A 25,017-nucleotide genomic window follows, 5' to 3' on the forward strand; every position below is an offset into this window, starting at 1 on the left:
TCGCTGCGCTGATGAGCGACACCCAACCTCTTAACAGCCCTTGGCACGCCGCGCCACAACCTGAGGATGTCCCCGTGGGGACATCTGCGAAAATCGGGATGACTGTTGAGTTTAGCGGCAAACGTGGTGCGCTGTTCTGGCTGGCTTTGAAAACCGGTTTCTTCACAATCTTAACACTTGGATTTTACCGCTTCTGGATGAAAACCCGGCTGCGGCGCTGGTATTGGTCCGCGATCCGCCCCGGCGGCCATGCGATGGAATATACCGGCGATCCGATGGAAAAGCTGTTGGGTTTTTTTATCGCGGTGGTGATCCTCACCTTCTACATTGGCATCGTGAACCTCTTGCTGATGTTCATCAGCTTCTCGGTCTTTAATTCCTCTGTCATCGGCTATCTGCTGAGCTTTGCCGGGGTGATCCCGATCTGGTTCTATGCCCGCTATCGCGCCCGTCGTTACGTGCTGGCCCGGACCCGTTGGCGCGGGGTGCGCTTCGGGTTGGAGAAAGGCGCATGGGGCTATGCCATCCGCGCCCTGTGGTACTGGTTCCTGACGATCATCACAGCGGGCATCCTGTGGCCGCGCATGACCTTTCTGTTAGAGAAATACAAAACCGACCGGACGTTTTTCGGGTCGGCCAGACTGGTTCAGGGCGGACGTTGGCAGATGCTTTGCCGCGCAGCCGTGCCTTTGCTGGCCAGTCTGGTGGTGATGGCGGGGGCGGCGCTCTGGACCATTCAGTTTGATCCGGTTTTTGACGGTATGGAGATCGACGGCAGGGCGCTGGCGAACGAGATCGAGGAACTTGCCGCCGGAGATTGGTCTGGATTTGATCTGAACCGGCCTGAACGCTTGCTGTTATTGCCATTGGCGCTGGCGGGCGTTCTGTTTGGCATGATCTATTACAACTGGGCCAGCAAACGGATGATGGCCAACCACAAATCCGCCAATGGCATTCAGTTTGCTTCGGCTCTTAGTGGGCTGCGTGTCACCTTGATCTATGTTTTGGGCAATTTCATCGCCTATCTGATGCTGCTGCTGGGCATTGTCGCGCTGGTGCTACTGGCGGCGGCGCTGTTCTCGGGCGGCTTCCCGGTTTTCGAGGAAATACCGGGGGCGGCGCTGATGGCCGGTCTGCCGCGCTGGGTGTCGCTGGTTCTTTTGGCGGCCTTATACCTGTCGTTTTTCCTGCTCTGGGGTGTGTTGTATAATACTTTCGTCACCTTTCCCCTGATGCGCCATATGGCACGCACCACCAGCCTGCCGGTGGTTGTCGGCTTGCCCCTGATCAGCCAACGCGCGCGGGATGAATTTGCCGAGGCCGAAGGCTTTGCCGAAGCGCTGGATCTGGGGGCCGCAATATGAGTGTTGGCTTTGACGGTCTGGGGGCGGCTTACTTCGACGGTGACAGCCCGGAACCGCAAGAGGTCTCTCTGCATGTTGCGGCGGGGATTTTGCAGATCGGGTTGGACGATGGCATGATCCTGCGCTGGCCGGTGGAAGAGGTGCGGCGACTGCCGGATCTGGCGGACAGGAACACGGTGATCCTGCGCCGCACAACCGACCCTTTGGCGCGGCTTCATGTGAGAGATCAAAGCCTGCTGAAGCATCTGCCGCAGTTGACCCGCCGCGCGCCGCCAAAAGGGCGCGGGCGATTGGCGGCTTGGGCCATTGCCGCAGTGGCTGCGGTCGGGGTGCAGATTTTTGTGCTGGTGCCGTTACTGGCGGATAATCTGGCGGGGTTCATTCCACCCGAAGGGGAGCGCGCGCTGGGCGAGGCAACCTTTGGCCAGATCCGCGAGGCGCTGGATGAAACCGGCCTGAACCCGCTAAACATTTGCGAAGGGGCAGAGGGGGTTGCCGCGCTGGAGACCTTGGTGCAGCGCCTTGGCGGCGACAATGACCTGCGTCAGGAGATTTCCCTGTCGGTGCTGGATCACGATATGGTGAATGCTTTTGCGCTGCCTGGTGGTTTTGTGGTGCTGTTTCGCGGCCTGATTGAGGCGGCAGACGGGCCAGACGAACTGGCCGCTGTATTGGCCCATGAGATTGGCCATGTGGTCAGCAGCGACCCGACGCGCCACGCGCTGCGCTCTGCCGGGTCGATCGGGATATTGGGGCTGGTGTTTGGGGATTTCGCCGGTGGTGCAGCGGTGCTGTTCCTGACCGAACGGCTGATCTCTGCACAGTACAGTCAGGCAGCGGAAACCGGCGCTGATGCCTTTGCCCATCGGGCGCTGGCAGAGGCCGGCATCAACCCGGGCGCGCTGGGCGATATGTTTGCGACCTTCCGTGAAAAGCACGGGGATGCAGATGCGGTGACCGCGCATTTCCTAAGCCACCCCGCATTGGACAAGCGGATCACTGCTGCGCGTGACGCGGTTGAAACGGGGGCGGAGTATACCCCGTCGATGTCTGCGGCGGATTGGGCTGCGGTGCAGAATATCTGCAAGTAAGTATTTGGTTTATTGGCATTTTGATGTCTGAGAATGGGGCGCTGTCCTCTTGGCACGATGCGATCCTGCATCAGGACCACAAACGGCAATGGATTGCGCCAGAGCAGGCGCTGCGCTATCGCAGGGAAAGCTGCCAAACGGGGATTACCAACTTATGACACGTCTCTTTGCGATTCTGATCAGCATGACCATGCTTGTGGCCTGCAACGGCGCGCGTGATTTACAGAATGCTCCGGTGCCGCTGGGGGATTTCAATCTGGTGCATAACATCGCTGTCGCTCCCAAGGCTTTCAAAGGGCCGCTAAGCCGGGAAGTCAGCGAAGAGGAGCTGACCAAGGCGCTGACGGATGCCACGGCTGAACGGTTTGGCCGCTACGCAGGTGCGCGGGACTATCATTTCGGGATGAGCATCGAGGGGTATGTGCTGGCCCAGCCCGGCATCCCGCTGGTGTTTGCGCCAAAATCGATTCTGGTGATCAACCTGACGGTTTGGGATGATGCGAAAAACCTGAAACTCACGCCAAAACCGCATCAGATCACAGTGCTGGAATCGCTGGATCAGGGGCCGATTGTCGGATCGGGCTATACCAAATCTGCACAAGAACAGCTGAAGAACCTCAGCCAGAATGCAGCCAAACAGATCGAGACCTATCTTGTGAAGCAAAACAAGGAAAAAGGCTGGTTCAATGGCGGTGGCGAAACAGTCGCAGCCACGGAATAGCGCCCGCGTTGAAACACGCTTGATTTTACTGTCCAGACCCAATACATCGCCCGCCATAACGCTTGTCAGATATTCTCTGGCAGATTCCATACCGGGCCCGTGTGGCCCCTCAATAAACAAAGGGTGCTACCACCATGGCAAAGGAAAAGTTTGAACGCACGAAACCGCACGTCAACATCGGCACAATCGGCCACGTTGACCACGGCAAGACCACGCTGACCGCTGCGATCACCAAATATTTCGGTGACTTCAAAGCCTATGATCAGATCGACGGCGCGCCCGAAGAAAAAGCACGCGGCATCACCATCTCCACCGCCCACGTGGAATACGAGACAGAGACACGCCACTACGCGCACGTCGACTGCCCCGGCCACGCGGACTACGTCAAGAACATGATCACCGGTGCGGCGCAGATGGACGGCGCGATCCTGGTTGTGAACGCCGCTGACGGCCCAATGCCACAGACCCGCGAGCACATCCTGCTCGGCCGTCAGGTTGGTATCCCGTACATGGTTGTTTACATGAACAAAGTGGATCAGGTTGACGACGAAGAGCTGCTGGAACTGGTGGAAATGGAAATCCGCGAGCTGCTGTCTTCCTACGAATACCCTGGCGACGACATTCCTGTGATCCCTGGTTCCGCTCTGGCGGCGATGGAAGGCCGTGACAACGCCATCGGCGAAGATTCCATCAAGAAACTGATGGAAGCGGTTGACGAATATATCCCGACACCAGCACGTGCTGTTGACCAGCCGTTCCTGATGCCTGTGGAAGACGTCTTCTCGATCTCTGGCCGTGGTACAGTTGTGACCGGTCGTGTTGAGCGCGGCGTGATCAACGTGGGCGACAGTATCGAGATTGTTGGTATTCGCGACACAAAAACAACAACTTGCACGGGCGTTGAAATGTTCCGCAAGCTGCTGGATCGTGGTGAGGCCGGTGATAACGTTGGTGTTCTGCTGCGCGGTATCGACCGTGACGGCGTTGAGCGCGGTCAGGTTCTCTGCGCGCCTAAGTCTGTGAACCCACACACCAAGTTCGAGGCAGAAGCCTATATTCTGACCAAAGAAGAAGGTGGCCGTCACACGCCGTTCTTTGCGAACTACCGTCCACAGTTCTACTTCCGTACCACGGATGTGACCGGTACCGTTGCGCTGCCAGAAGGCACTGAAATGGTAATGCCGGGCGACAACCTGAAGTTCGACGTTGAGCTGATCGCACCTATCGCGATGGAGCAGGGCCTGCGTTTCGCGATCCGCGAAGGTGGCCGTACTGTTGGCGCGGGCGTTGTGTCCAAGATCACTGAGTAAGCAACGACGCCAAAGCGTTGTTGACGGTGCCGGCACGCCGGTGCCGAAGAAAACAGAAGGCCGCTCCAAATGGGGCGGCCTTTTGCGTTGCGGGACAGGGGGGCAGGGGGCAGTGGCGAGGTGATCCCCGCTCTACGGGGATGGGGGCGCAGTCAGACATCGGAATGGGGGCCGCGGTCGGGGCCACCGACGAAAATGTGAGCAAAGAAATCTGACAACCCTGACATGACACGCTAGGGTTTCCCTATGAGATTTAGAAAACACATCCTGTTGCCGCTTTTTGCCATGCTGATGACCTTCTTTCCGCTTTGGGGGATGGCCGCGGAAATTGACCGCTTTGAGGGGACATTCACCGGCAAGGCCGAGTTCACCCTGAACGGTGAGGTGCAAAAACGGGATATGAGCACGACCATCAAAGCGCAGGACGACGGCTTTCTGTTGAGCTGGACCTCGGTGACCTATCGCAGTGACGGGCGCACCAAGGAGGCAACCTATACCATCCAATTCGTACCCTCTGCGCGGGAAAACATCTTTCAATCCGCGATGAAGAAGAACCTTTTTGGCAAGGCCACACCGCTGGACCCGCTACAGGGAGAACCTTTTGTCTGGGCGCGGTTTGAGGGGGATATGTTTTCGGTATTCTCCCTGTTTATCAACGAGAGCGGCGATTACGAGGTGCAGGAGTTCCACCGGACATTGGTGGAGGGTGGGCTGGACCTGCTGTTCCGCCGGTTCCGCAATGGGACGCTGGATCGGGAGATTGAAACCCTGTTGCAGCGTCAGGAGTAGGAGCCCGACCCCAAGGCCGCGCGCGCCTGATTTTACACTGATTGGGGCCGCCAGCAGAGCAGCCGCCACAGAGCGCGCCTGACGTGAGGGACCCAATCCGGCGAGAAACGTCGAAACTGGTCTAAAATCAGCAAGGTTTCTGCGATCTGCTCTTGATCGTCACCCGAATTGGGACTACCCAATCGATCGGCATAGGGGTTTAGCTCAGTTGGTAGAGCATCGGTCTCCAAAACCGAGGGTCGTGGGTTCGAGTCCCTCAGCCCCTGCCATTTTCCACCAAAGTTGCGGTGCCCTCTCAAGGGCGGAGATCGGGGATGTCAGAAATCTCTGGTCAGTACGGTTTCTGGTTTTTGCGTGGCTTCCCATTCCGCCAGCAGCGCGGCACCTCGGCCTGTGAAGTGTTCCTCTGCAAGGGACCAGCCCTGCACGCGATCCAGACGGAAATGACGCAGGGCAGCACGCAGTTCACACCAAGCGGCGATGGTCACCGCATCCACATAATAGATCAGCGCCAGTGGCCAGATGGTGCGGTTGGAGGGCCGACCAGAGGCATCCTGATAGCTGAGCGTTACCTTCTGTTCCTCGCGGATCGCCCGGCGCAGGGTGCCAAGATTGATGGTTTCGATATCCGCCACGCCCCAGCTGGAAGCGACCAGACGGCGGGTGCCGGGTGCGACCTCGTTCAACTTGCGTGCCGCACGGCCAGCAGCGCGCCACAGGCCGACATCGCCGGTGCGGGCAATCAGGCTGAGCCCGACGGCAATCGCCTCTGCCTCTTCGACATCCAGATTAAGCGGCGGCAGGTCATACCCTTTGCGCATGACATAGCCGATGCCGGCCTCGCCATAGATTGGGGTCTGCATGGCCTGAAGCGTGGCGATATCGCGATAGATCGTGCGTTTGGAGACCTCAAGACTGTCGGCCATTTGCTGCGCGAGCAGGGGGGCCTTGGCCGCGCGCAGCAGTTGGATGATCTCAAACAAGCGGGAGGATTTTGACATGATCGGAAGCTTTGCGTGTTGGTCGGAGGTATTCGAGTTTTAGCAGTCATAGCCTAACGCTGCTGACACTCAGTTGTCAGCAGCGTTGTCGTATCGGGGAAGTGAAAACCGAACAGGAGACGACGATGGGCAGCAGACGCGTGGGTGTACTTTTGGTGGTGGTGTCTGCCTTTGTGTTCAGCACCGCAGGTATTTTCACCAAGGGAATCGCGGTTGCGGCGTGGGATATTATTTTTTGGCGCGGAGTTTCCGCGGCTGGGTTCACTTTGGCCTATCTGGCCGTGCGCGGGACGCTGGTGCAGGAAGTACGGCAGTTTGGCGGGGTTGCCCTGACTGTGACACTGATGATGGGGGCGGGGACGGCAGCCTTCATTCCGGCCTTTAAGTTAACCCATGTGGCCAATGTCGCGCTGATCTATGGGGCGGCACCGTTTTTCGCCGCTGCACTGGCGTGGTTCTGGCTGAGAGAGTTGCCCAGCAGGACGGTGGTCCTTGCCAGTGTTGTGGCATTTGGAGGTGTGCTGTTGATCTTTACCAGCGGGCTTGGCGGCGTGGCGCTGCGCGGGGATTTACTGGCGCTGTTCATGACCTTGATGATGGCCGGGACCATGGTGGTTTACCGCGCCTACCCGCAAACAACCGCAGCTTTGCCGGCGGCGCTTTCTTCAGTTGTTTTATTGCCTTTGGCCTATTGGCAGGGTGATCCCTTTGCTGTGCCCGGGGATCAATTGCCATGGCTGATCTTGTTTGGTCTGATATTTGCTGTGGCTTCAGTCACCCTGTCGGAAGGGGCGCGGCGTTTGCCGCCAGCCGAAACCGCCTTGCTGTCGATTCTGGAGATGCCGCTGGCCCCGCTACTGGCCTATGTCATTCTGGCAGAACGGGCATCTGCGCAGGTGATCACCGGCGGGGCCATTATCCTGATCGCGGTGGTCTGGTCGCAGACACGGGGAAAAGGGCATTAACCACCCACCAAGCGTGCCATTGTTTTGCCACAATCCTGCCTATCAAGAGTCAAGAACGGCTGTTACCTCATGCGGGCAAAGGCAAGGTAACGGTCATGATGAAAGAAATGCACAGCACTCCGCAGGATGATGCCACCAGCGATGTGGCTGCGGGTGATGGTAGGGCGCAGGAAGATGCCGCCGAGTTGGATCCCAAGGCCCTAGCCGCGATTCGCAATCTGCTGGATACGCAGCCGCCCGCCCGCGCTGAACCTGTTGCTCCGCAGCGTGTTGAGAAATCTGCCCAAGCGCCGAGACCGCAACAGCCTGCTGAGGTGCCTTTCGCAGAACCTGTATCCGCCGCCGCCAGACCGAAGCCGCAAGCGGCCAAGGGCACAGCGAAGCGCAGGGGTATTATCGGACGTTTGAAAACCTCGGTTTTCGGCTACCGACCTTCGGTCAAGGTGGTGATCTGGGCCTGTTTCGCCATTTTGGTATTCATGCGGCCCGTGTTGATCATTGGCCTGTCGCTGCTTGGGCTGTTGATCATGATCGGGGTCTTCCTTGTGGTCGGATATGACAGATTTTGGAAGGGCGCGATGGGGCTGGCCCGTTGGTATGCGGCCCGCCGCCCAGACCGCGCCGCAGAAATGCATCGCAAGCTGGATGCCTTTGCCCTGAAATGGGATTCTGTGCTGGATCATTTTCCCGAAGGATCTGTGGACGGTCTGTACCTCCCGGATTTTGGCAATATGGCCAATGCTGACGCCCGCCATGATGCAGCGCTTGACAGGCGATTTGCCAATCTGTCGGAAAACGAAGGCTAGGGTAAGGACCCAAGGCCCGCAAAGCGTCATCCCCTCATGCAGGCTTGAAACCCTGCGCCACAGTCGCTAGATGCCCATAAGCGCGTTTTTCAAGGACAGTCCCATGGCGATGACCAATCCACTTCAGTTCATCCAGCAGGCCCGTGCCGAGGTTGGCAAGGTTGTATGGCCGACCCGCCGCGAGGTGATGCTGACCACGGTGATGGTGTTTATTCTGGCGGCGCTGACCGCAGTTTTCTTTGCCATCGTTGATATCCTTATCCGTGGTGGGCTGAACAGCGTGCTTGGGATATTCGGCTAAGCGGACCTCTCGGCTGTGCCTTGCTCAAAAATACCATGCACAGGCTTGAAACCCAATCCGGCAAAGGGTATTGCGCAGGTCAGACCTGATGCGGCGTGCGGCGATTCGAGCCCGCGCGCCCTTTTTTATTCAGGTATTCACGGATCAGATGTTTGGGCCTCGGGCTTGGGTATCTCAAAGACAGGGACATAAGTTCAGATGGCAAAACGTTGGTATTCGGTCAGTGTCCTGTCCAACTTCGAGAAAAAGATCGCAGAGCAGATCCGCACCACAGCGGAAGAGCAGGGTCTTGAAGAGCAGATCGACGAAGTATTGGTTCCGACCGAAGAAGTAATCGAAGTGCGCCGTGGCAAGAAGGTCACGACCGAGCGCCGCTTTATGCCCGGCTATGTGCTGGTGCATATGGAGATGTCTGATCAGGGCTATCACCTGATCAACTCGATCAACCGCGTCACCGGTTTTCTGGGGCCACAGGGCCGTCCGATGCCGATGCGCGATGCCGAGGTTCAGGCGATCCTTGGCCGCGTCCAAGAGGGCGAAGATGCGCCACGCACCCTGATCCACTTTGAAGTGGGTGAGAAGGTTAAGGTCGGTGATGGTCCGTTTGAAGACTTTGACGGGATGATCGAAGAGGTGGATGACGAGAACCAGCGTTTGAAGGTTTCTGTCTCGATCTTTGGCCGCGAAACACCGGTCGAACTGGAATTCACGCAGGTTATCAAACAATCCTGATTTGCGATGTGCCGTAGGGCGGGGGCATCCCCGCCATATGCGGCGTTTGATCCAGAGTTATCGTGTCACGGAATATCGACGTGGCGGAGTGAATCCCGCCCTAGGGCACAGAAAACCGTTTGCACACTTGGTTTTCCGTCGTTTTGTAGGTCTTGAACCCCATAGCATCATAATAGGCCAATGCCTCCGGGTTATCGGCTGCGATTGTTGCCTCAATATCTGTGACATCCGCGCTTTCAGCGGCTGATTGGCTGGCTGCAAACAGGGCGCGCCCCACGCCGCGCCGGGCAGCGGATGGCCGGATGTGCGTGCCGATGACGGCCCAACCCGACCCGTTACCCGAAGTTGTGTCGCCCGCTGCGTGCTGCAAGGACTGAAACCCCAGTACAACGCCCTGATCCTCAGCCACCGAACACTTAATCTTTTGCGTGCTTTCAATATAATGCGCCAGCACAAAACCCACGTCATCAGGGCTTTTGCGTTTTCCGGCGGCGGTGAGCTCTTTCAGGAAAGTGCTGATTTCCGGGGCATCCGTAGCAACGGCGTCTCTGATCCTCATTGCTGTTCCTTAACAGTGGCTTGCGGGTGTTCGGCCAAGCTACCCAGTTAGCCAGCGAGAGGCAATCAGCGCTGTGCATCACTTGTGTAGACGCATTAGCGAACCGGCGCTACAACTTGGGTATCTCAGACCGGGGGGCTGCGCCATGAATACCAATCCCAAATTCGACTTGGCCAATGGCCCGGTTGCAGAACTTGCCGCATCCGTTTCCGTGCCGTTTGAGCAGGCCCGCGCGATGCCCAAGTCGGTTTATACCTCGACAGATTTCAATGAGATCGAGGTGGAGAATATTTTCCGCAAGGAGTGGGTTTGTGCCGGGCGGGCCTCATCGCTCAGCAAACCCGGCGATTATACCACGCTTGAGATTGGTGGCGAACCGATCATGGTCCTGCGCGATGGAGATGGGCGGTTGCGGGCGCAGTCCAATGTGTGCCGCCACCGCATGTCGACGCTGTTGACCGGGCGGGGTAACACCCGCAGCATTGTCTGCCCCTATCACGCCTGGACCTACGGGTTGGACGGTCAGCTGCGCGGCGCGCCGGCCATGATGCATAATGAAGCCTTCTGCAAATCCGACATCCGCCTGCCGCAGATCCGCTGTACCGAGTGGGAGGGCTGGATCATGGTCACGTTGAACCCGGATGCGCCGGATGTGGCTACCGCCTTGCAAGGGGTGACTGATCTGGTTGGGCATTACCGGATGAGCGACTATGTCGAGACCTTTCGTGAGAACCATCATTGGAACACAAACTGGAAGGTCCTGGCCGAAAATTTCATGGAGAGCTATCACTTGCCGGTTTGCCATGAGGTGACCATTGGTGGCACAGTGGATCTGGCCGAGATGACCTGCCCAGCGGGCGAGGCGGCGTTTAACCATCATTGGATTTTGAAGAACGAGAGTTTCAAGCTGACGCTGGCGCATCCTGACAATACACATTTGGAGGGCGAGGACCGGCGCAAGACCTATCTGCTTTCGATCTACCCGGCGTTGTTGATCACGCTGACCCCCGGTTATTTTTGGTATCTGTCGCTCAGCCCTGATGGGCCGGATCATGTGAACATTCTTTATGGTGGCGGTCTGGCCCCGGAGTTTGTGGCCGACCCCGAGGCGGATGCGCATTTTGCGATGTTGAAATCGACGCTGGATCTGGTGAATGAAGAGGACCGGGGCTGTACCGAAAAGGTCTATCGCGGGCTTTGTGCCGACATGTCAGAGCCGGGGCCATTGTCGCACCTTGAACGGCCAAACTTTGACTTTGCAAAATATATCCATAGCCGTGTTGCATTGACCTAGGGGCAGGATTCAAGGCGCTGCTGCTCAAACCGGGTTTTGGCCAGACATTTGGCGGATTCCGCAGGCGTGCCTTGCAATATCTTTCAGACATCTATAACCCGCAGCAATCGCCCATATCAGGCGATTCACCACTGTGGGAGGCTAGGGCGTCGCGGCGCGCAAACCGGACCACACAACACATAGCCCCAAGGTCGCGACCAAGGGGCGTTGCAAAGGAGAAGGCCAATGGCCAAGAAACTCGTCGGTACGATGAAGTTGCAAGTTAAAGCGGGTCAAGCAAACCCGTCCCCACCTGTGGGTCCAGCGCTGGGTCAGCGCGGCATCAACATCATGGAATTCTGTAAAGCGTTCAACGCCAAGACAGCGGACCTGGAGCCCGGTGCCCCTTGCCCGACCGTGATCAGCTATTTTCAGGACAAGTCCTTTACCATGGACATCAAGACGCCTCCTGCGTCCTACTACCTGAAAAAAGCCGCCAAGATTAACTCTGGCGCCAAGCTGCCAAGCCGCGAAACCGTTGGCACAGTGACAGCAAAGCAGGTGCGTGAAATCGCCGAAGCAAAAATGGCTGACCTGTCCGCAAACGACGTGGATCAGGCGATGAAGATCATTCTGGGCTCTGCCCGGTCTATGGGCATTGAGGTGAAGTAAGATGGCAAAATTTGGAAAACGCACACGCGCGGCCCGCGAAGCATTTGCCGGCAAAGAGAACGTGACAGTTGAAGAAGCTGTGGCGCTGATCAAAGGCAACTCGAAGGTCAAGTTTGACGAGACCATCGAAATCGCCATGAACCTTGGTGTTGACCCACGTCACGCAGACCAGATGGTTCGCGGCGTGGTTGGCCTGCCAAACGGCACTGGTAAAACCATGCGCGTTGCTGTCTTTGCACGTGGCCCAAAGGCCGAAGAAGCGACAGCGGCGGGTGCCGATATCGTGGGCGCAGAGGACCTGATGGAAATCGTGCAGTCCGGTAAGATCGAATTCGATCGTTGCATCGCGACACCAGACATGATGCCAATCGTTGGCCGTTTGGGTAAAGTGCTTGGCCCCCGCAACCTGATGCCAAACCCGAAAGTGGGTACGGTGACCATGGATGTGGCGGACGCTGTGAAAGCGGCCAAAGGCGGCGAAGTTCAGTTCAAAGCTGAAAAAGGCGGCGTTGTGCATGCTGGTGTTGGCAAATTGTCCTTCGACGAAGGCAAGCTGGTCGAAAACATCCGTGCCTTTGTTGGTGCGGTTGCCAAAGCCAAGCCCACAGGCACCAAAGGCACCTATATGAAGCAGATCAACCTTAGCTCTACCATGGGCCCGGGCATTTCTGTTTCCGTGGACAATGCTGTTGCTGACTAAGCGCTAAGCGACATTTGATAGGGAAGGGGCGGTGAGGCAATCACCGCCCTTTTTCGTTTGATACCTCTTTTTGGGTGTGGGTCTCGCCACGCTCACCGGCAAAAGGACGGCTTCAACCGGTCATTGACTTGCCCGGCGCAACCATCCCTCCTAACAAGGAAATCACCCCGCCGAGCAAGGCGGGCAAGGGAGAGGGTGACGTGACAGATAGGCTGACAGCGATTGTAACGATTTGCCGGGACGACCATTTCTATCTGAAACGGTTTGTCGCCTATTATGGCGGGCTGTTTGGGCGCGAGAACCTTTACATCGTCAGCCACGGTGATGAGCCGGAAGTGCGCGCCCTCGCACAGGGTTGTAATGTGATCCCGATCCCGGACACACAGGCGAATAATTTTACCATTCTGAAATCACGCACGATGAACCACATCAAGGACGGGCTGCGCCAGTGGTTCAAACATGTGATCGTGGTGGATGTGGATGAGTTTCTGGTGGTTGACCCGGCGGCGGGCATGAACCTGCGCGAATGGCTGGACCAGGCTCAGGGCAATACGATCTATACCGCCATGGGTATGGAGATCGTGCATATGCGCGACCGAGAGCCGGAGGGGGTTGAGAATGGCATCATCGGGCCGCGTATGTTTGCGCAGATTGATCTGCATTATGCCAAGCCCTGCATTGTGTCACGCGGTGGCAAACTGGCGCGGGGTGGGCATTACGCGGCCTATCGCAAGTTGAACATGCCGGATTTCCTTTATCTGTTTCATATGAAGTACTGCGATTTCGGGGTATTTCAGGACACGCTGAACCGGCGCAGCGCTTTTGTCGCCGAACAGGCCCAGCATGGCGATGGCAAGGTACGTTCGAACCCGCAATGGTTTGCCAAAAACCGGGATGACGATGCGGTTTTCGCCAAATTCACCCAGCGCCCGATTGTGCAGGGGCTGGACCTCAGCCATGTGCGTCAGGGGATGCATGACACCTGGCGCAAACGCAACGAGACGCTGTGGCATTTTACCCATGCGAAATACGAAGAGATCTACGAATTGCCGGAGCGGTTCGCCGGGGTGGATCGGGCATAGCGTGTCATTGTGCGCCCGCAGTCGCTTCGACAAGAGTACAGAACAGGTAACACGATGCCAAAAATGCCAAACCTAACAGACGCCGAAGCGATCCCCGACGCGGCCAGAGCCGAGGTGGAGCGCATTTTACAGTCGGGTGATCTTTTTCGATACACCTCTGATCACTCGCCGGTTGCCTTGCTAGAGGCCGAATTTGCGCAAGCTCTTGGCAGTACCTATGCGCTGGCCGTTTCCTCATGTTCTGCGGCACTCTTTTTATCGCTCAAGGCGCTGGGTTTGCCACGCGATGCCAAAGTGTTGATACCGGCCTTTACCTTTGCTGCTGTGCCATCCGCCGTGGTGCATGCAAATTGCGTTCCGGTACTGTGCGAATGCGGCAGCGATTACCGCATCGACCTGACCGATTTCAGACGCAAGCTGCCCGGTTGTGATGCGGTTATCATCAGCCACATGCGTGGTCATACCTCCGACATGGATGTCATCATGGAGCTGTGCGATGCCGCCGGAATTCCCGTCATCGAAGATGCGGCGCATAGCCTTGGCACCACATGGGCAGGGCGCAACATCGGGACAATCGGCAAGATCGGCTGTTTCAGCTTTCAGTCCTATAAAATGCTGAACGCGGGCGAGGGGGGCATCATGATCACAGATGATGCAGACCTGATTGCGCAGGCGATTGTGATGTCCGGTGCCTATGAGCACAATTGGGAAAAACATCCGGTTTTGCATGCGGCATTTGCGAAATGGCAGAACCAGTTGCCGTTGTATAATCTGCGGCTGAACACCCTGTCTGCCGCGTTGATCCGGCCCCAGCTTTCGGCCCTGTCTGAACGGGTCAAGGCGGGGCGACGCAACCATGACCATGTGGCACAGGCGCTTGAGGGCTGTGCGTGGATTTCCGTACCATCCTCATTACCTGCGGAAGAACGCGCACCGGATTCGATACAATTTAACCTTGTGGACCTGTCGGATGCACAGGTGGATGAATTTGTCCGCGAAGCGGGGGCGCGCGGTTTGAAGGTGCAGGTGTTTGGCCGGTCTGATGATAACGCTCGTGCGTTCTGGAACTGGCAGTTTCTGGAAGTTAATCCCGATCAGCCGATGACCCGTGCCATGTTGGATCGCGCCTGCGACGTGCGGCTTCCAGCACGGCTGGGGCTGGCGGAGTGTGATGTTGTCGCGCAAGCGATACTCGATGCCATCGGAGCGACCATGGCACCGTCTCCTGTCTGAAGCGTGCTTGCCGACCTTGCGCCCGGAAGGCGTGGGCCTGTGATTGTAACAAAACGCCATGATGGACAAAAAATCTTGCGAATCCGGCCAAGGGGTCTGTTTCAGGGGTTGGAAACCTCGAGCCAAGAGGATAACTCAACCTGCAAGTACCAAAGCGCGATTCGTCGCGCTTTTGTGCTTTTCGTCCGAGACGGTGGGTGTTGGCAGTCTGTCAACATAATTCCTGCCTGAGACGGGAAAAGGTAATTTCTTCGGATCGCCCGAACAGGCTCTCCGCAGTGACGCACCCGGCCCCCGTAAGGACCCGAATGTCGGGACCAGCTAGGTTCCGGCAAAACTGAGCCGGAGGGGCAACCCTCCCTTACTGGAGTGAAACTGTGGATAGAGCACTAAAAGAACAGTTGGTCGACGAACTTGGCCAAATCTTTGAAAGCTCTGGCGTCGTTGTGGTATCTCACTACGTCGGTTTGACAGTTGCTGAAATGCAGGATCTTCGGGCGCGCGCACGTGCGGCTGATGCATCTGTGCGTGTTGCCAAGAACAGGCTCGCCAAAATTGCCCTTGAGGGAAAGCCATGCGAAAGCATTTCTGACCTTCTGACGGGCATGACCGTTCTGACCTTCTCTGAGGATCCTGTGGCTGCGGCCAAGGTTGCTCAGGACTTTGCCAAGGAGAACCAAAAGTTCGTTATCCTTGGTGGTGCAATGGGTGAGAACGCTCTGGACGTCGCCGGTGTTGAAGCCGTGTCCAAAATGCCTTCGCGTGATGAGCTTATTGCTACCATCGCCGGCATGCTGGGCGCACCTGCTTCCAACATCGCGGGGGCCATTGGCGCACCTGCAAGCAACATCGCATCCATTTTGTCCACCATCGAGGACAAAGCTGCGTAAAGCATATCGTCAAGCTGGCGTGTTGAAACAACACGTTGGAACACACATATTGTTAACGGAAAGAGCTAAAACATGGCTGATCTGAAAAAACTGGCAGAAGAGATCGTTGGTCTGACACTGCTTGAAGCACAAGAACTGAAAACCATCCTCAAAGACGAGTATGGCATCGAACCAGCTGCCGGTGGCGCTGTAATGATGGCTGGCCCAGCAGATGCTGGCGGCGCCGCAGAAGAGAAATCTGAATTTGACGTCGTTCTGAAGAACGCCGGCGCTTCCAAGATCAACGTGATCAAGGAAGTCCGCGGCATCACCGGTCTGGGCCTGAAAGAAGCCAAAGATCTGGTTGAAGCCGGTGGCAAAATCAAAGAAGGCGTCGACAAAGCCGAAGCCGAAGAAGTGAAAGCCAAGCTGGAAGCAGCTGGCGCAGAAGTCGAGCTGGCCTAAGCCGGACGATCAGGGACAGGTTTTCTTTTGAAGAAAACAGACCGGACTTTTCAAAAAAGTCCGCAGTGCCCGTAGCAAACATTGGCTGGATGGAGAGATTTCTCTGTCCAGCCAAACCTGTCTTGAAGGGTGCTTTGCTAGACAAAGCCTCCTTCTGGAAAGGTCCATAGGTCGGAAGGTGTGCGGTGGGACGCATGCCAGCATAGACCGGATTGATCCGCTCTGATGGACGCGTCACGGCCCCGGTGGCGGCGTTCAGGCAAGAGATACGAAAGGTATTACGACACATGGCACAATCCTTCCTTGGCCAGAAGCGTCTCCGTAAATATTATGGCAAAATCCGCGAAGTGCTGGATATGCCGAACCTCATCGAGGTTCAGAAATCATCTTACGACCTGTTCCTGAATTCCGGCGATGCCGAAACGCCCACCGATGGTGATGGCATTCAGGGCGTGTTCCAGTCGGTTTTCCCGATCAAGGACTTCAACGAAACCTCCGTGCTTGAATACGTCAAGTACGAGCTGGAAAAGCCGAAGTACGACGTTGAGGAATGTCAGCAGCGCGACATGACCTATTCAGCGCCGCTGAAGGTAACCCTGCGTCTGATCGTGTTTGAAATCGACGAAGACACTGGTGCGAAGTCCGTTAAAGACATCAAGGAACAGGACGTGTTCATGGGCGACATGCCCCTGATGACGCCAAACGGGACCTTCATTGTGAACGGTACCGAGCGTGTGATCGTGTCCCAGATGCACCGTTCCCCCGGTGTGTTCTTTGACCACGACAAGGGCAAGACCCACAGCTCCGGTAAACTTCTGTTCGCCTGCCGCATCATCCCCTACCGCGGTTCATGGCTGGATTTCGAATTTGACGCCAAAGACATCGTGTTTGCGCGCATTGACCGCCGCCGCAAGCTGCCTGTCACCACGCTGCTTTACGCGCTGGGGCTGGATCAGGAATCCATCATGGATGCCTATTACAACACTGTGACTTATACGCTTCAGGCCAAAAAGGGCTGGGTTGCGCCGTTCTTCCCGGACCGTGTGCGGGGCACACGTCCATCCTATGACATCATCGACGCCAAATCCGGTGAGATCCTGTTTGAGCAGGGCAAGAAGGTCACACCACGTGCGGTCAAGCAATTGATCGACGCCGGTGAGGTGACAGAGCTGTTGCTGCCCTTCGATCACATTCAGGGCAAGTTTGTTGCCAAGGATATCATCAACGAAGAAACCGGTGCGATTTATGTCGAAGCGGGTGACGAGCTGACGCTTGAGTATGACAAAGATGGCGATCTGATCGGCGGCACGGCCAAAGAACTGATCGATGCTGGCATCACCGAGATTCCGTTGCTGGACATCGATAACGTCAATGTCGGCCCCTACATGCGCAACACCATGGCGAACGACAAGAACATGAACCGCGACACCGCGCTCATGGATATCTATCGCGTCATGCGTCCGGGCGAGCCGCCCACCGTTGAAGCAGCATCGAACCTGTTCGACACCCTGTTCTTTGACAGTGAGCGTTATGACCTGTCGGCCGTTGGTCGTGTGAAAATGAACATGCGTCTGGATCTGGATGCGGATGACACACAGCGCACCCTGCGCCGTGAAGACATCGTTGCCTGTATCAAGGCACTGGTTGATCTGCGCGACGGGCGTGGCGACATCGACGATATTGACCACTTGGGCAACCGTCGTGTGCGCTCTGTCGGTGAGCTGATGGAAAACCAGTACCGTGTGGGTCTGCTGCGCATGGAACGTGCGATCAAGGAGCGGATGTCTTCTGTCGAGATTGACACGGTGATGCCGCAGGATCTGATCAACGCGAAACCCGCCGCGGCTGCGGTACGTGAGTTCTTTGGCTCTTCGCAGCTGTCGCAGTTCATGGACCAAACCAACCCGCTGTCCGAGGTCACGCATAAGCGTCGCCTTTCCGCGCTTGGGCCTGGCGGTCTGACCCGTGAGCGTGCCGGTTTTGAAGTCCGTGACGTTCACCCGACCCACTATGGCCGGATGTGTCCGATTGAAACGCCGGAAGGCCCGAACATCGGTCTGATCAACTCGCTGGCGACCTTCGCCCGTGTGAACAAATACGGCTTTATCGAAACGCCTTACCGCGTTGTGAAAGACAGCAAGGTCACAGACGAAGTGCACTATATGTCTGCAACCGAGGAAATGCGTCACACCGTGGCGCAGGCGAACGCGTCTTTGGATGGCGACGGTAAATTCACCAATGAAATGGTGAACACACGCCGTTCCGGTGATTATACACTGGCCCCTACGGAAAGCGTTGATTTGATTGACGTTTCGCCAAAGCAGCTGGTTTCTGTTGCGGCCTCCCTGATCCCGTTCCTTGAAAACGATGACGCCAACCGCGCCTTGATGGGTTCGAACATGCAACGCCAAGCGGTGCCCTTGCTGCAAGCGGAAGCGCCGCTTGTTGGGACAGGCATCGAGGAAGTTGTGGCACGCGATTCCGGTGCGGCTTACATGGCGAAACGTGGTGGTATCATCGACCAGGTCGATGCATCCCGTATCGTTCTGCGCGCCACCGAAGATCTTGAGCTGGGCGATGCGGGTGTGGACATCTACCGCATGCGCAAATTCCAGCGGTCAAACCAGAACACCTGTATCAACCAGCGTCCGCTGGTGAAGGTGGGTGAAGTGGTGACCAAAGGTCAGGTGATTGCCGATGGTCCGTCTACGGACATGGGTGAACTGGCCCTTGGTAAAAACGTGGTTGTCGCGTTTATGCCTTGGAATGGTTACAACTATGAGGACTCCATCCTGATTTCTGAGCGGATTTCACGAGACGACGTCTTTACCTCGATCCACATCGAAGAGTTTGAAGTCGCCGCACGCGACACCAAACTTGGACCAGAAGAAATTACCCGCGACATTCCAAACGTTGGTGAAGAAGCGCTGCGTAACCTCGACGAGGCGGGCATCGTTTACATTGGTGCGGATGTTGAACCGGGCGATATTCTGGTTGGTAAGATCACGCCAAAAGGCGAAAGCCCGATGACACCGGAAGAGAAACTGCTGCGGGCGATCTTTGGCGAAAAAGCCTCTGACGTGCGTGACACTTCCCTGCGGGTGAAGCCGGGTGATTTTGGCACGGTTGTTGAGGTACGTGTCTTTAACCGTCATGGTGTGGAAAAAGACGAACGTGCGCTTCAGATTGAGCGTGAAGAAGTCGAGCGTCTGGCACGTGACCGGGATGACGAACTGGGCATTCTGGATCGCAACATCTATGCCCGTCTGCGCGGCATGATCCTGGGTAAAGTTGCAGTGAAGGGGCCAAAAGGCGTCGCACCTAACAGCCAGATCACAGAATCTATGCTGGACGATGTTCTGACCCGTGGTCAGTGGTGGCAGCTGGCACTGGAAGACGAGGATGACGCGAAAATCGTCGAAGCCCTGAACGAGCAGTACGAGATCCAGAAGCGGACCTTGGATGCGCGTTTCGAGGATAAGGTCGAGAAGGTGCGCCGTGGCGACGATCTGCCTCCGGGTGTGATGAAGATGGTCAAAGTCTTTGTCGCGGTGAAGCGCAAGCTGCAACCGGGCGACAAAATGGCGGGCCGTCACGGGAACAAAGGTGTTATTTCCAAGGTTGTACCGATGGAAGATATGCCGTTCCTCGAAGATGGGACGCCGGTCGACTTCTGTTTGAACCCGCTGGGTGTTCCGTCGCGGATGAACGTCGGTCAGATCTTGGAAACCCATATGGGTTGGGCCGCACGTGGTCTGGGTGTGAATGTTGACGAGGCGCTGCAAGAGTATAAGCGTTCCGGCGATCTGACACCTGTGCGTGAGGCGATGAGCCTGGCCTATGGCGATGATGTCTATGCCGAAGGTATCGAAGGCTTGGACGAAGAGGCGCTGGTTGATGCGGCGTCAAACGTCACACGCGGTGTGCCAATTGCCACACCGGTCTTTGACGGTGCCAAAGAGGCAGACGTGAATGACGCGCTGGTTCGTGCCGGGTTCTCTTCTTCTGGTCAGTCGGTGCTGTTTGACGGCCGCACAGGCGAGCAGTTTGCCCGCCCTGTGACCGTGGGTGTCAAATACCTGCTGAAACTGCACCACCTTGTGGATGACAAAATCCACGCGCGTTCTACCGGTCCATACTCGCTGGTCACCCAGCAACCATTGGGCGGTAAAGCGCAGTTCGGTGGTCAGCGCTTTGGTGAGATGGAGGTCTGGGCATTGGAAGCCTACGGCGCTGCATACACTCTGCAGGAAATGCTGACTGTGAAATCGGATGACGTGGCTGGCCGGACCAAGGTCTATGAAAGCATCGTCAAGGGCGAGGACAACTTTGAAGCGGGCATTCCAGAGAGCTTTAACGTTCTCGTGAAAGAAGTCCGTGGCCTTGGCCTGAATATGGAACTCCTGGACGCGGAGGAAGATGAGTGAGCCAACGACCGGAATTTTATAAAAATTCCGGTCCGTTTTCTTCAAAAGAAAACGGTTCCGTCTCTCCCAATGCTCCCAATTCAAGGAATTGAAAATGAACCAGGAACTGACAAACAACCCGTTTAACCCCGTCACGCCGATGAAGACGTTTGACGAGATCAAGGTATCGCTGGCCTCGCCAGAGCGTATCCTGTCGTGGTCTTTCGGTGAGATCAAAAAGCCCGAAACCATCAACTATCGTACGTTCAAGCCAGAGCGTGACGGTTTGTTCTGTGCGCGTATCTTTGGGCCGATCAAAGACTATGAATGTCTGTGCGGCAAATATAAGCGCATGAAATATCGCGGCGTTGTCTGCGAAAAATGCGGTGTGGAAGTCACGCTGCAAAAGGTCCGCCGCGAGCGCATGGGCCACATCGAACTGGCGTCGCCCGTTGCGCACATCTGGTTCCTGAAATCGCTGCCCTCCCGCATCGGCCTGATGCTGGACATGACGCTGCGCGATCTGGAACGTGTGCTGTATTTCGAAAACTACGTGGTGATCGAACCCGGTCTGACGGACCTTACCTATGGTCAGATGATGACCGAGGAAGAGTACATGGACGCGCAGGATGCCTATGGCATGGACGCGTTCACCGCCAACATCGGTGCCGAAGCGATCCGCGAAATGCTGGCCGCGATCGACCTTGAAGCAGAGGCCGACCAGCTGCGCGAAGAGCTGAAAGAAGCCACAGGCGAATTGAAGCCCAAGAAGATCATCAAGCGTTTGAAGGTTGTCGAAAGCTTCCTTGAATCCGGTAACCGCCCTGAGTGGATGGTTCTGACCGTGATCCCTGTGATCCCGCCAGAGCTGCGCCCGCTGGTGCCACTGGACGGTGGTCGTTTCGCGACGTCTGACCTCAACGACCTTTACCGGCGTGTGATCAACCGGAACAACCGTTTGAAACGTCTGATCGAACTGCGCGCGCCTGACATCATCGTTCGCAACGAAAAGCGGATGTTGCAGGAATCTGTTGATGCGCTGTTTGACAATGGCCGTCGTGGCCGCGTGATCACCGGTGCCAACAAGCGTCCGTTGAAATCACTGTCCGACATGCTGAAAGGTAAGCAGGGCCGTTTCCGTCAGAACCTTTTGGGTAAGCGCGTCGACTTCTCTGGCCGTTCGGTCATTGTGACGGGGCCTGAGCTGAAGCTGCATCAATGTGGCTTGCCGAAAAAGATGGCGCTGGAGCTGTTCAAGCCGTTCATTTATTCGCGGCTTGAGGCAAAAGGTCTGTCCTCCACGGTGAAGCAGGCCAAGAAGTTGGTGGAAAAAGAACGTCCCGAAGTTTGGGATATCCTCGACGAGGTCATCCGCGAGCACCCTGTCATGCTGAACCGTGCGCCTACGCTGCACCGTCTTGGCATTCAGGCGTTTGAGCCGGTTCTGATCGAAGGTAAAGCGATCCAGCTGCACCCGCTGGTCTGTTCCGCCTTTAACGCGGACTTTGACGGTGACCAGATGGCGGTTCACGTGCCGTTGTCGCTTGAGGCACAGCTTGAAGCGCGTGTTCTGATGATGTCCACGAACAACGTTCTGTCACCTGCAAACGGTGCGCCGATCATTGTTCCGTCACAGGATATGATTTTGGGCCTGTATTACACCACGCTTGAGCGTGAAGGTATGAAGGGTGAAGGCAAGGTATTTGGCACCGTGGATGAGGTGCAGCACGCACTGGACGCGGGCGAGGTACACTTGCACACCAAGATCAAGGCGCGGATCAAACAGATCGACAACGAAGGTAACGAAGTGCTGGTGCGCTTTGATACGACGCCGGGCCGTGTTCGTCTGGGGGCCTTGTTGCCGCTGAACGCCAAGGCGCCGTTTGAACTGGTCAACCGTTTGCTGCGTAAGAAAGAAGTGCAGCAGGTCATTGACACGGTTTATCGTTATTGCGGTCAGAAAGAGTCTGTTATCTTCTGTGACCACATCATGACGATGGGTTTCCGCGAAGCCTTCAAGGCCGGTATTTCGTTTGGTAAAGACGACATGCTGATCCCGGACAGCAAGTGGCCGCTGGTTGAAGAAACCCGCGAGCAGGTACGCGACTTTGAACAGCAGTATATGGACGGCCTGATCACTCAGGGCGAAAAATACAACAAAGTTGTCGATGCTTGGTCAAAGTGTAACGACAAGGTCACCGATGCGATGATGGGGTCGATTTCCGACACCACCTATGGCGAAAACGGGTCCGAGAATGAACCGAACTCGGTTTACATGATGGCCCACTCCGGTGCGCGTGGTTCTGTGACCCAGATGAAACAGCTGGGCGGGATGCGTGGTCTGATGGCCAAGCCGAACGGCGACATCATCGAGACACCGATCATCTCGAACTTTAAGGAAGGTCTGACCGTTCTTGAATACTTCAACTCTACCCACGGTGCCCGTAAGGGTCTGTCGGATACAGCTTTGAAGACTGCGAACTCCGGTTACCTGACACGTCGTCTGGTGGATGTGGCACAGGACTGCATCGTGCGCATGCACGACTGTGGCACTGACGCTGCCATCACCGCAGAAGCGGCGGTGAATGATGGTGAGGTTGTATCGTCACTGGCCGAGCGTCTGCTGGGCCGTGTTGCAGCGGATGATATCCTTAAGCCGGGTACGGATGAGGTGATTGTGCCTGCGGGTGCGCTGATCGACGAACGTATGGCGGATCTGATCGACGAATATGCGGTGCAGGTTGCACGCATCCGTTCGCCGCTGACCTGTGAAGCCGAAGAGGGCGTTTGCGCCACATGCTACGGGCGTGACCTTGCGCGTGGTACATTGGTGAACCAAGGCGAAGCGGTGGGCATCATCGCGGCGCAGTCAATTGGTGAACCGGGTACACAGCTGACCATGCGGACCTTCCACATTGGTGGTGTTGCACAGGGTGGGCAGCAGTCCTTCCTTGAGGCCAGCCAAGAAGGTAAAATCGTGTTCGAGAACGCACAGACCCTTGAGAATGCCGCAGGGCAGATCATGGTTATGGGCCGGAACATGAAGATGCTGATCACCGGCGAAGACGGGGCAGAGCGGGCCAGCCACAAGATCGGCTATGGTACCACCCTGTTTGTCAAAGACGGTGACACGGTTGCGCGCGGCGACAAGCTGTTTGAATGGGATCCCTACACACTGCCGATCATCGCGGAAAAATCCGGTACTACCAAGTTCGTTGACCTTGTGTCAGGGATCGCGGTCAAGGATGAGACCGATGATGCAACCGGTATGACTCAGAAGATCGTGATCGACTGGCGTGCAGCGACCAAGGGTAACGAGTTGAAGCCCGAGATCCTGCTGGTGGGTGAAGATGGTGAGCCATTGCGCAATGATGCGGGCAATCCGGTCACCTATCCGATGTCTGTGGATGCGGTTCTGTCTGTTGAGGATCAGACCGAAATCAAAGCTGGTGACATCGTTGCGCGTATCCCGCGTGAAGGTGCCAAGACCAAGGACATTACCGGTGGTCTGCCACGGGTTGCGGAACTCTTTGAGGCACGTCGCCCCAAGGACCACGCGATCATTGCAGAGATCGACGGTTATGTCCGCTTTGGTAAGGACTATAAGAACAAGCGTCGTATCGCGATCGAGTCTGCCGATGACCCGGATTACAAGGTCGAGTACATGGTGCCCAAGGGCAAGCACATCCCGGTTGCGGAAGGTGATTTTGTCCAGAAGGGTGACTACATCATGGACGGCAACCCGGCACCGCATGACATCCTTGCGATTATGGGTGTTGAGGCCCTTGCCGACTATATGATCGACGAAGTGCAGGACGTGTATCGTTTGCAGGGCGTTAAGATCAACGACAAGCATATCGAAGTGATCGTGCGTCAGATGTTGCAGAAGTGGGAAGTTCAGGAATCTGGCGATACCACGCTGCTGAAAGGCGAACACGTCGACAAGCAGGAGTTTGATCTGGCCAACGAAAAGGCGGCCTCCAAAGGTGGGCGTCTGGCGAAAGGCGAGCCAATTCTGCTGGGGATCACCAAAGCCTCCTTGCAGACACGTTCGTTTATCTCTGCGGCATCGTTCCAGGAAACCACGCGGGTTCTGACCGAGGCATCGGTTCAGGGCAAACGTGACAAGCTGGTTGGTCTGAAAGAGAACGTCATCGTGGGCCGTCTGATCCCTGCCGGGACCGGTGGTGCAACCATGCAGATGCGTAAAGTGGCAAGTGATCGTGACAATGTTGTCATCGAAGCGCGCCGCGAAGAAGCGGAAGCAGCGGCGGCACTGGCAGCACCAGTGGTCGAGAACAATGACATCGTCGGTGGTGATGTGTTCAGCACGCCGGACTTTGACGAGGAAAGCCGCGATTGATATCGCGCTGATCTCTAAGTGATAAAAGCCCCCGCAGTAGCGCTACTGCGGGGGCTTTTTTTATGCAGACTGGTGACAGGGATGTTGTATCTGTTTGCGCGTCTATCTGAGGCAGCGAGGGGCCTAGCGCCTCATACGGTTGATGAAGGCGGCTGTTGACAGGCGCATTTTGACTTGTCCGTTGCGGATCCATTCCGGTTTTAGCCGAAGCCGCGCAATCCGCCCGTTGCCCACTTTCCTGCTCAGGCGGATGCTGACATCCAGATAACCGTCAGGCCCGGGTTTTGCTGATGTGATTTCACCTATGAAATCGCG

General features: G+C 56.6%; 20 protein-coding genes and 1 tRNA gene. 19 read left to right on the forward strand and 2 right to left on the reverse strand.

The window, feature by feature from the left end; all coding sequences use genetic code 11:
- Positions 1-74 precede the first annotated feature (74 nt).
- The 6 genes from QQL78_RS00850 (at position 75) to QQL78_RS00875 (ending at position 5,544) form a co-directional block, all read left to right on the forward strand.
- Positions 75-1,364 (forward strand): DUF898 family protein, encoded by a 1,290-nt coding sequence (locus QQL78_RS00850; protein WP_284369618.1) that lies wholly within the window; start codon positions 75-77, stop codon positions 1,362-1,364.
- On the forward strand, positions 1,361-2,455 hold the full coding sequence (locus tag QQL78_RS00855) for a M48 family metallopeptidase (protein WP_284369621.1): 1,095 nt from the start codon (positions 1,361-1,363) through the stop codon (positions 2,453-2,455). Before QQL78_RS00850 ends, QQL78_RS00855 begins: the two co-directional genes overlap by 4 nt.
- 154 nt (positions 2,456-2,609) lie before the next feature.
- Positions 2,610-3,176 (forward strand): hypothetical protein, encoded by a 567-nt coding sequence (locus QQL78_RS00860; protein WP_284369622.1) that lies wholly within the window; start codon positions 2,610-2,612, stop codon positions 3,174-3,176.
- A 134-nt stretch (positions 3,177-3,310) separates the two neighbouring features.
- On the forward strand, positions 3,311-4,486 hold the full coding sequence (gene tuf / locus QQL78_RS00865; protein WP_284369623.1) for an elongation factor Tu: 1,176 nt from the start codon (positions 3,311-3,313) through the stop codon (positions 4,484-4,486).
- 246 nt (positions 4,487-4,732) lie between these two features.
- Positions 4,733-5,275 (forward strand): hypothetical protein, encoded by a 543-nt coding sequence (locus tag QQL78_RS00870; protein WP_284369625.1) that lies wholly within the window; start codon positions 4,733-4,735, stop codon positions 5,273-5,275.
- A gap of 193 nt (positions 5,276-5,468) precedes the next feature.
- Positions 5,469-5,544, forward strand: a tRNA-Trp gene (locus tag QQL78_RS00875).
- 48 nt (positions 5,545-5,592) lie between these two features.
- On the opposite strand, the gene QQL78_RS00880 is transcribed toward QQL78_RS00875, so the two are convergent.
- Positions 5,593-6,276, reverse strand: a complete 684-nt coding sequence (locus QQL78_RS00880) for a helix-turn-helix transcriptional regulator (protein ID WP_284369627.1) — start codon at positions 6,274-6,276, stop codon at positions 5,593-5,595.
- Positions 6,277-6,401: 125 nt separating this feature from the next.
- Between QQL78_RS00880 and QQL78_RS00885 the strand changes: the two genes are divergently transcribed.
- From QQL78_RS00885 to nusG, 4 genes are all read left to right on the forward strand, one after another.
- On the forward strand, positions 6,402-7,241 hold the full coding sequence (locus tag QQL78_RS00885; protein ID WP_284369629.1) for a DMT family transporter: 840 nt from the start codon (positions 6,402-6,404) through the stop codon (positions 7,239-7,241).
- Between the two features lie 95 nt (positions 7,242-7,336).
- Complete coding sequence (locus QQL78_RS00890) at positions 7,337-8,047, forward strand: hypothetical protein (RefSeq protein WP_284369631.1); 711 nt, start codon at positions 7,337-7,339, stop codon at positions 8,045-8,047.
- Positions 8,048-8,150: 103 nt separating this feature from the next.
- Positions 8,151-8,348, forward strand: coding sequence for a preprotein translocase subunit SecE (gene secE, locus QQL78_RS00895; protein ID WP_284369633.1), 198 nt, complete (start codon positions 8,151-8,153; stop codon positions 8,346-8,348).
- A 198-nt stretch (positions 8,349-8,546) separates the two neighbouring features.
- On the forward strand, positions 8,547-9,080 hold the full coding sequence (nusG, locus tag QQL78_RS00900; RefSeq protein ID WP_284369635.1) for a transcription termination/antitermination protein NusG: 534 nt from the start codon (positions 8,547-8,549) through the stop codon (positions 9,078-9,080).
- A 100-nt stretch (positions 9,081-9,180) separates the two neighbouring features.
- Here the strand turns inward: nusG and QQL78_RS00905 are convergent, their stop codons facing one another.
- Positions 9,181-9,639 carry a GNAT family N-acetyltransferase gene (locus QQL78_RS00905; protein ID WP_284369638.1) on the reverse strand — a complete coding sequence of 153 codons (459 nt, stop codon included), beginning with the start codon at positions 9,637-9,639 and terminating at the stop codon, positions 9,181-9,183.
- A 145-nt stretch (positions 9,640-9,784) separates the two neighbouring features.
- Between QQL78_RS00905 and QQL78_RS00910 the strand changes: the two genes are divergently transcribed.
- The 9 genes from QQL78_RS00910 to rpoC all read left to right on the forward strand — a co-directional run bounded on the left by QQL78_RS00910 (position 9,785) and on the right by rpoC (position 24,702).
- Entirely contained in the window at positions 9,785-10,933 is a 1,149-nt protein-coding gene (locus QQL78_RS00910) for an aromatic ring-hydroxylating oxygenase subunit alpha (protein ID WP_284369640.1), read from the forward strand.
- A 225-nt stretch (positions 10,934-11,158) separates the two neighbouring features.
- Entirely contained in the window at positions 11,159-11,584 is a 426-nt protein-coding gene (gene rplK / locus QQL78_RS00915; RefSeq protein WP_284369642.1) for a 50S ribosomal protein L11, read from the forward strand.
- A 1-nt stretch (position 11,585) separates the two neighbouring features.
- Positions 11,586-12,284 carry a 50S ribosomal protein L1 gene (gene rplA, locus QQL78_RS00920; RefSeq protein ID WP_284369644.1) on the forward strand — a complete coding sequence of 233 codons (699 nt, stop codon included), beginning with the start codon at positions 11,586-11,588 and terminating at the stop codon, positions 12,282-12,284.
- 200 nt (positions 12,285-12,484) lie between these two features.
- A complete protein-coding gene (locus tag QQL78_RS00925) occupies positions 12,485-13,366 on the forward strand; it encodes a glycosyltransferase family 2 protein (protein WP_284369646.1) in 882 nt (293 codons plus the stop codon).
- A gap of 54 nt (positions 13,367-13,420) precedes the next feature.
- On the forward strand, positions 13,421-14,599 hold the full coding sequence (locus QQL78_RS00930; RefSeq protein WP_284369648.1) for a DegT/DnrJ/EryC1/StrS family aminotransferase: 1,179 nt from the start codon (positions 13,421-13,423) through the stop codon (positions 14,597-14,599).
- 377 nt (positions 14,600-14,976) lie between these two features.
- Positions 14,977-15,489, forward strand: a complete 513-nt coding sequence (gene rplJ, locus QQL78_RS00935) for a 50S ribosomal protein L10 (RefSeq protein WP_284369650.1) — start codon at positions 14,977-14,979, stop codon at positions 15,487-15,489.
- Positions 15,490-15,561: 72 nt separating this feature from the next.
- A complete protein-coding gene (gene rplL / locus QQL78_RS00940) occupies positions 15,562-15,933 on the forward strand; it encodes a 50S ribosomal protein L7/L12 (RefSeq protein WP_284369652.1) in 372 nt (123 codons plus the stop codon).
- Between the two features lie 287 nt (positions 15,934-16,220).
- Positions 16,221-20,360 (forward strand): DNA-directed RNA polymerase subunit beta, encoded by a 4,140-nt coding sequence (gene rpoB / locus QQL78_RS00945; protein WP_284369654.1) that lies wholly within the window; start codon positions 16,221-16,223, stop codon positions 20,358-20,360.
- A 94-nt stretch (positions 20,361-20,454) separates the two neighbouring features.
- Positions 20,455-24,702 (forward strand): DNA-directed RNA polymerase subunit beta', encoded by a 4,248-nt coding sequence (gene rpoC / locus QQL78_RS00950; RefSeq protein WP_284369656.1) that lies wholly within the window; start codon positions 20,455-20,457, stop codon positions 24,700-24,702.
- Positions 24,703-25,017: the final 315 nt, after the last annotated feature.

Origin of the sequence: Sulfitobacter pacificus (assembly GCF_030159975.1) — a bacterium.
Taxonomy (GTDB): Bacteria; Pseudomonadota; Alphaproteobacteria; order Rhodobacterales; family Rhodobacteraceae; genus Sulfitobacter; species Sulfitobacter pacificus.

Bases quoted from the DNA above. Each gene is read 5' to 3' on its own strand.
- tuf (WP_284369623.1), top strand. From the start codon at position 3,311: ATGGCAAAGGAAAAGTTTGAACGCACGAAACCGCACGTCAACATCGGC.
- QQL78_RS00860 (WP_284369622.1), top strand. From the start codon at position 2,610: ATGACACGTCTCTTTGCGATTCTGATCAGCATGACCATGCTTGTGGCC.
- rplL (WP_284369652.1), top strand. From the start codon at position 15,562: ATGGCTGATCTGAAAAAACTGGCAGAAGAGATCGTTGGTCTGACACTG.
- QQL78_RS00870 (WP_284369625.1), top strand. From the start codon at position 4,733: ATGAGATTTAGAAAACACATCCTGTTGCCGCTTTTTGCCATGCTGATG.
- QQL78_RS00930 (WP_284369648.1), top strand. From the start codon at position 13,421: ATGCCAAAAATGCCAAACCTAACAGACGCCGAAGCGATCCCCGACGCG.
- QQL78_RS00855 (WP_284369621.1), top strand. From the start codon at position 1,361: ATGAGTGTTGGCTTTGACGGTCTGGGGGCGGCTTACTTCGACGGTGAC.
- QQL78_RS00910 (WP_284369640.1), top strand. From the start codon at position 9,785: ATGAATACCAATCCCAAATTCGACTTGGCCAATGGCCCGGTTGCAGAA.
- rplK (WP_284369642.1), top strand. From the start codon at position 11,159: ATGGCCAAGAAACTCGTCGGTACGATGAAGTTGCAAGTTAAAGCGGGT.
- QQL78_RS00890 (WP_284369631.1), top strand. From the start codon at position 7,337: ATGATGAAAGAAATGCACAGCACTCCGCAGGATGATGCCACCAGCGAT.
- rpoC (WP_284369656.1), top strand. From the start codon at position 20,455: ATGAACCAGGAACTGACAAACAACCCGTTTAACCCCGTCACGCCGATG.
- secE (WP_284369633.1), top strand. From the start codon at position 8,151: ATGGCGATGACCAATCCACTTCAGTTCATCCAGCAGGCCCGTGCCGAG.
- QQL78_RS00905 (WP_284369638.1), bottom strand. From the start codon at position 9,639: ATGAGGATCAGAGACGCCGTTGCTACGGATGCCCCGGAAATCAGCACT.
- rplA (WP_284369644.1), top strand. From the start codon at position 11,586: ATGGCAAAATTTGGAAAACGCACACGCGCGGCCCGCGAAGCATTTGCC.
- rpoB (WP_284369654.1), top strand. From the start codon at position 16,221: ATGGCACAATCCTTCCTTGGCCAGAAGCGTCTCCGTAAATATTATGGC.
- QQL78_RS00880 (WP_284369627.1), bottom strand. From the start codon at position 6,276: ATGTCAAAATCCTCCCGCTTGTTTGAGATCATCCAACTGCTGCGCGCG.
- nusG (WP_284369635.1), top strand. From the start codon at position 8,547: ATGGCAAAACGTTGGTATTCGGTCAGTGTCCTGTCCAACTTCGAGAAA.
- QQL78_RS00885 (WP_284369629.1), top strand. From the start codon at position 6,402: ATGGGCAGCAGACGCGTGGGTGTACTTTTGGTGGTGGTGTCTGCCTTT.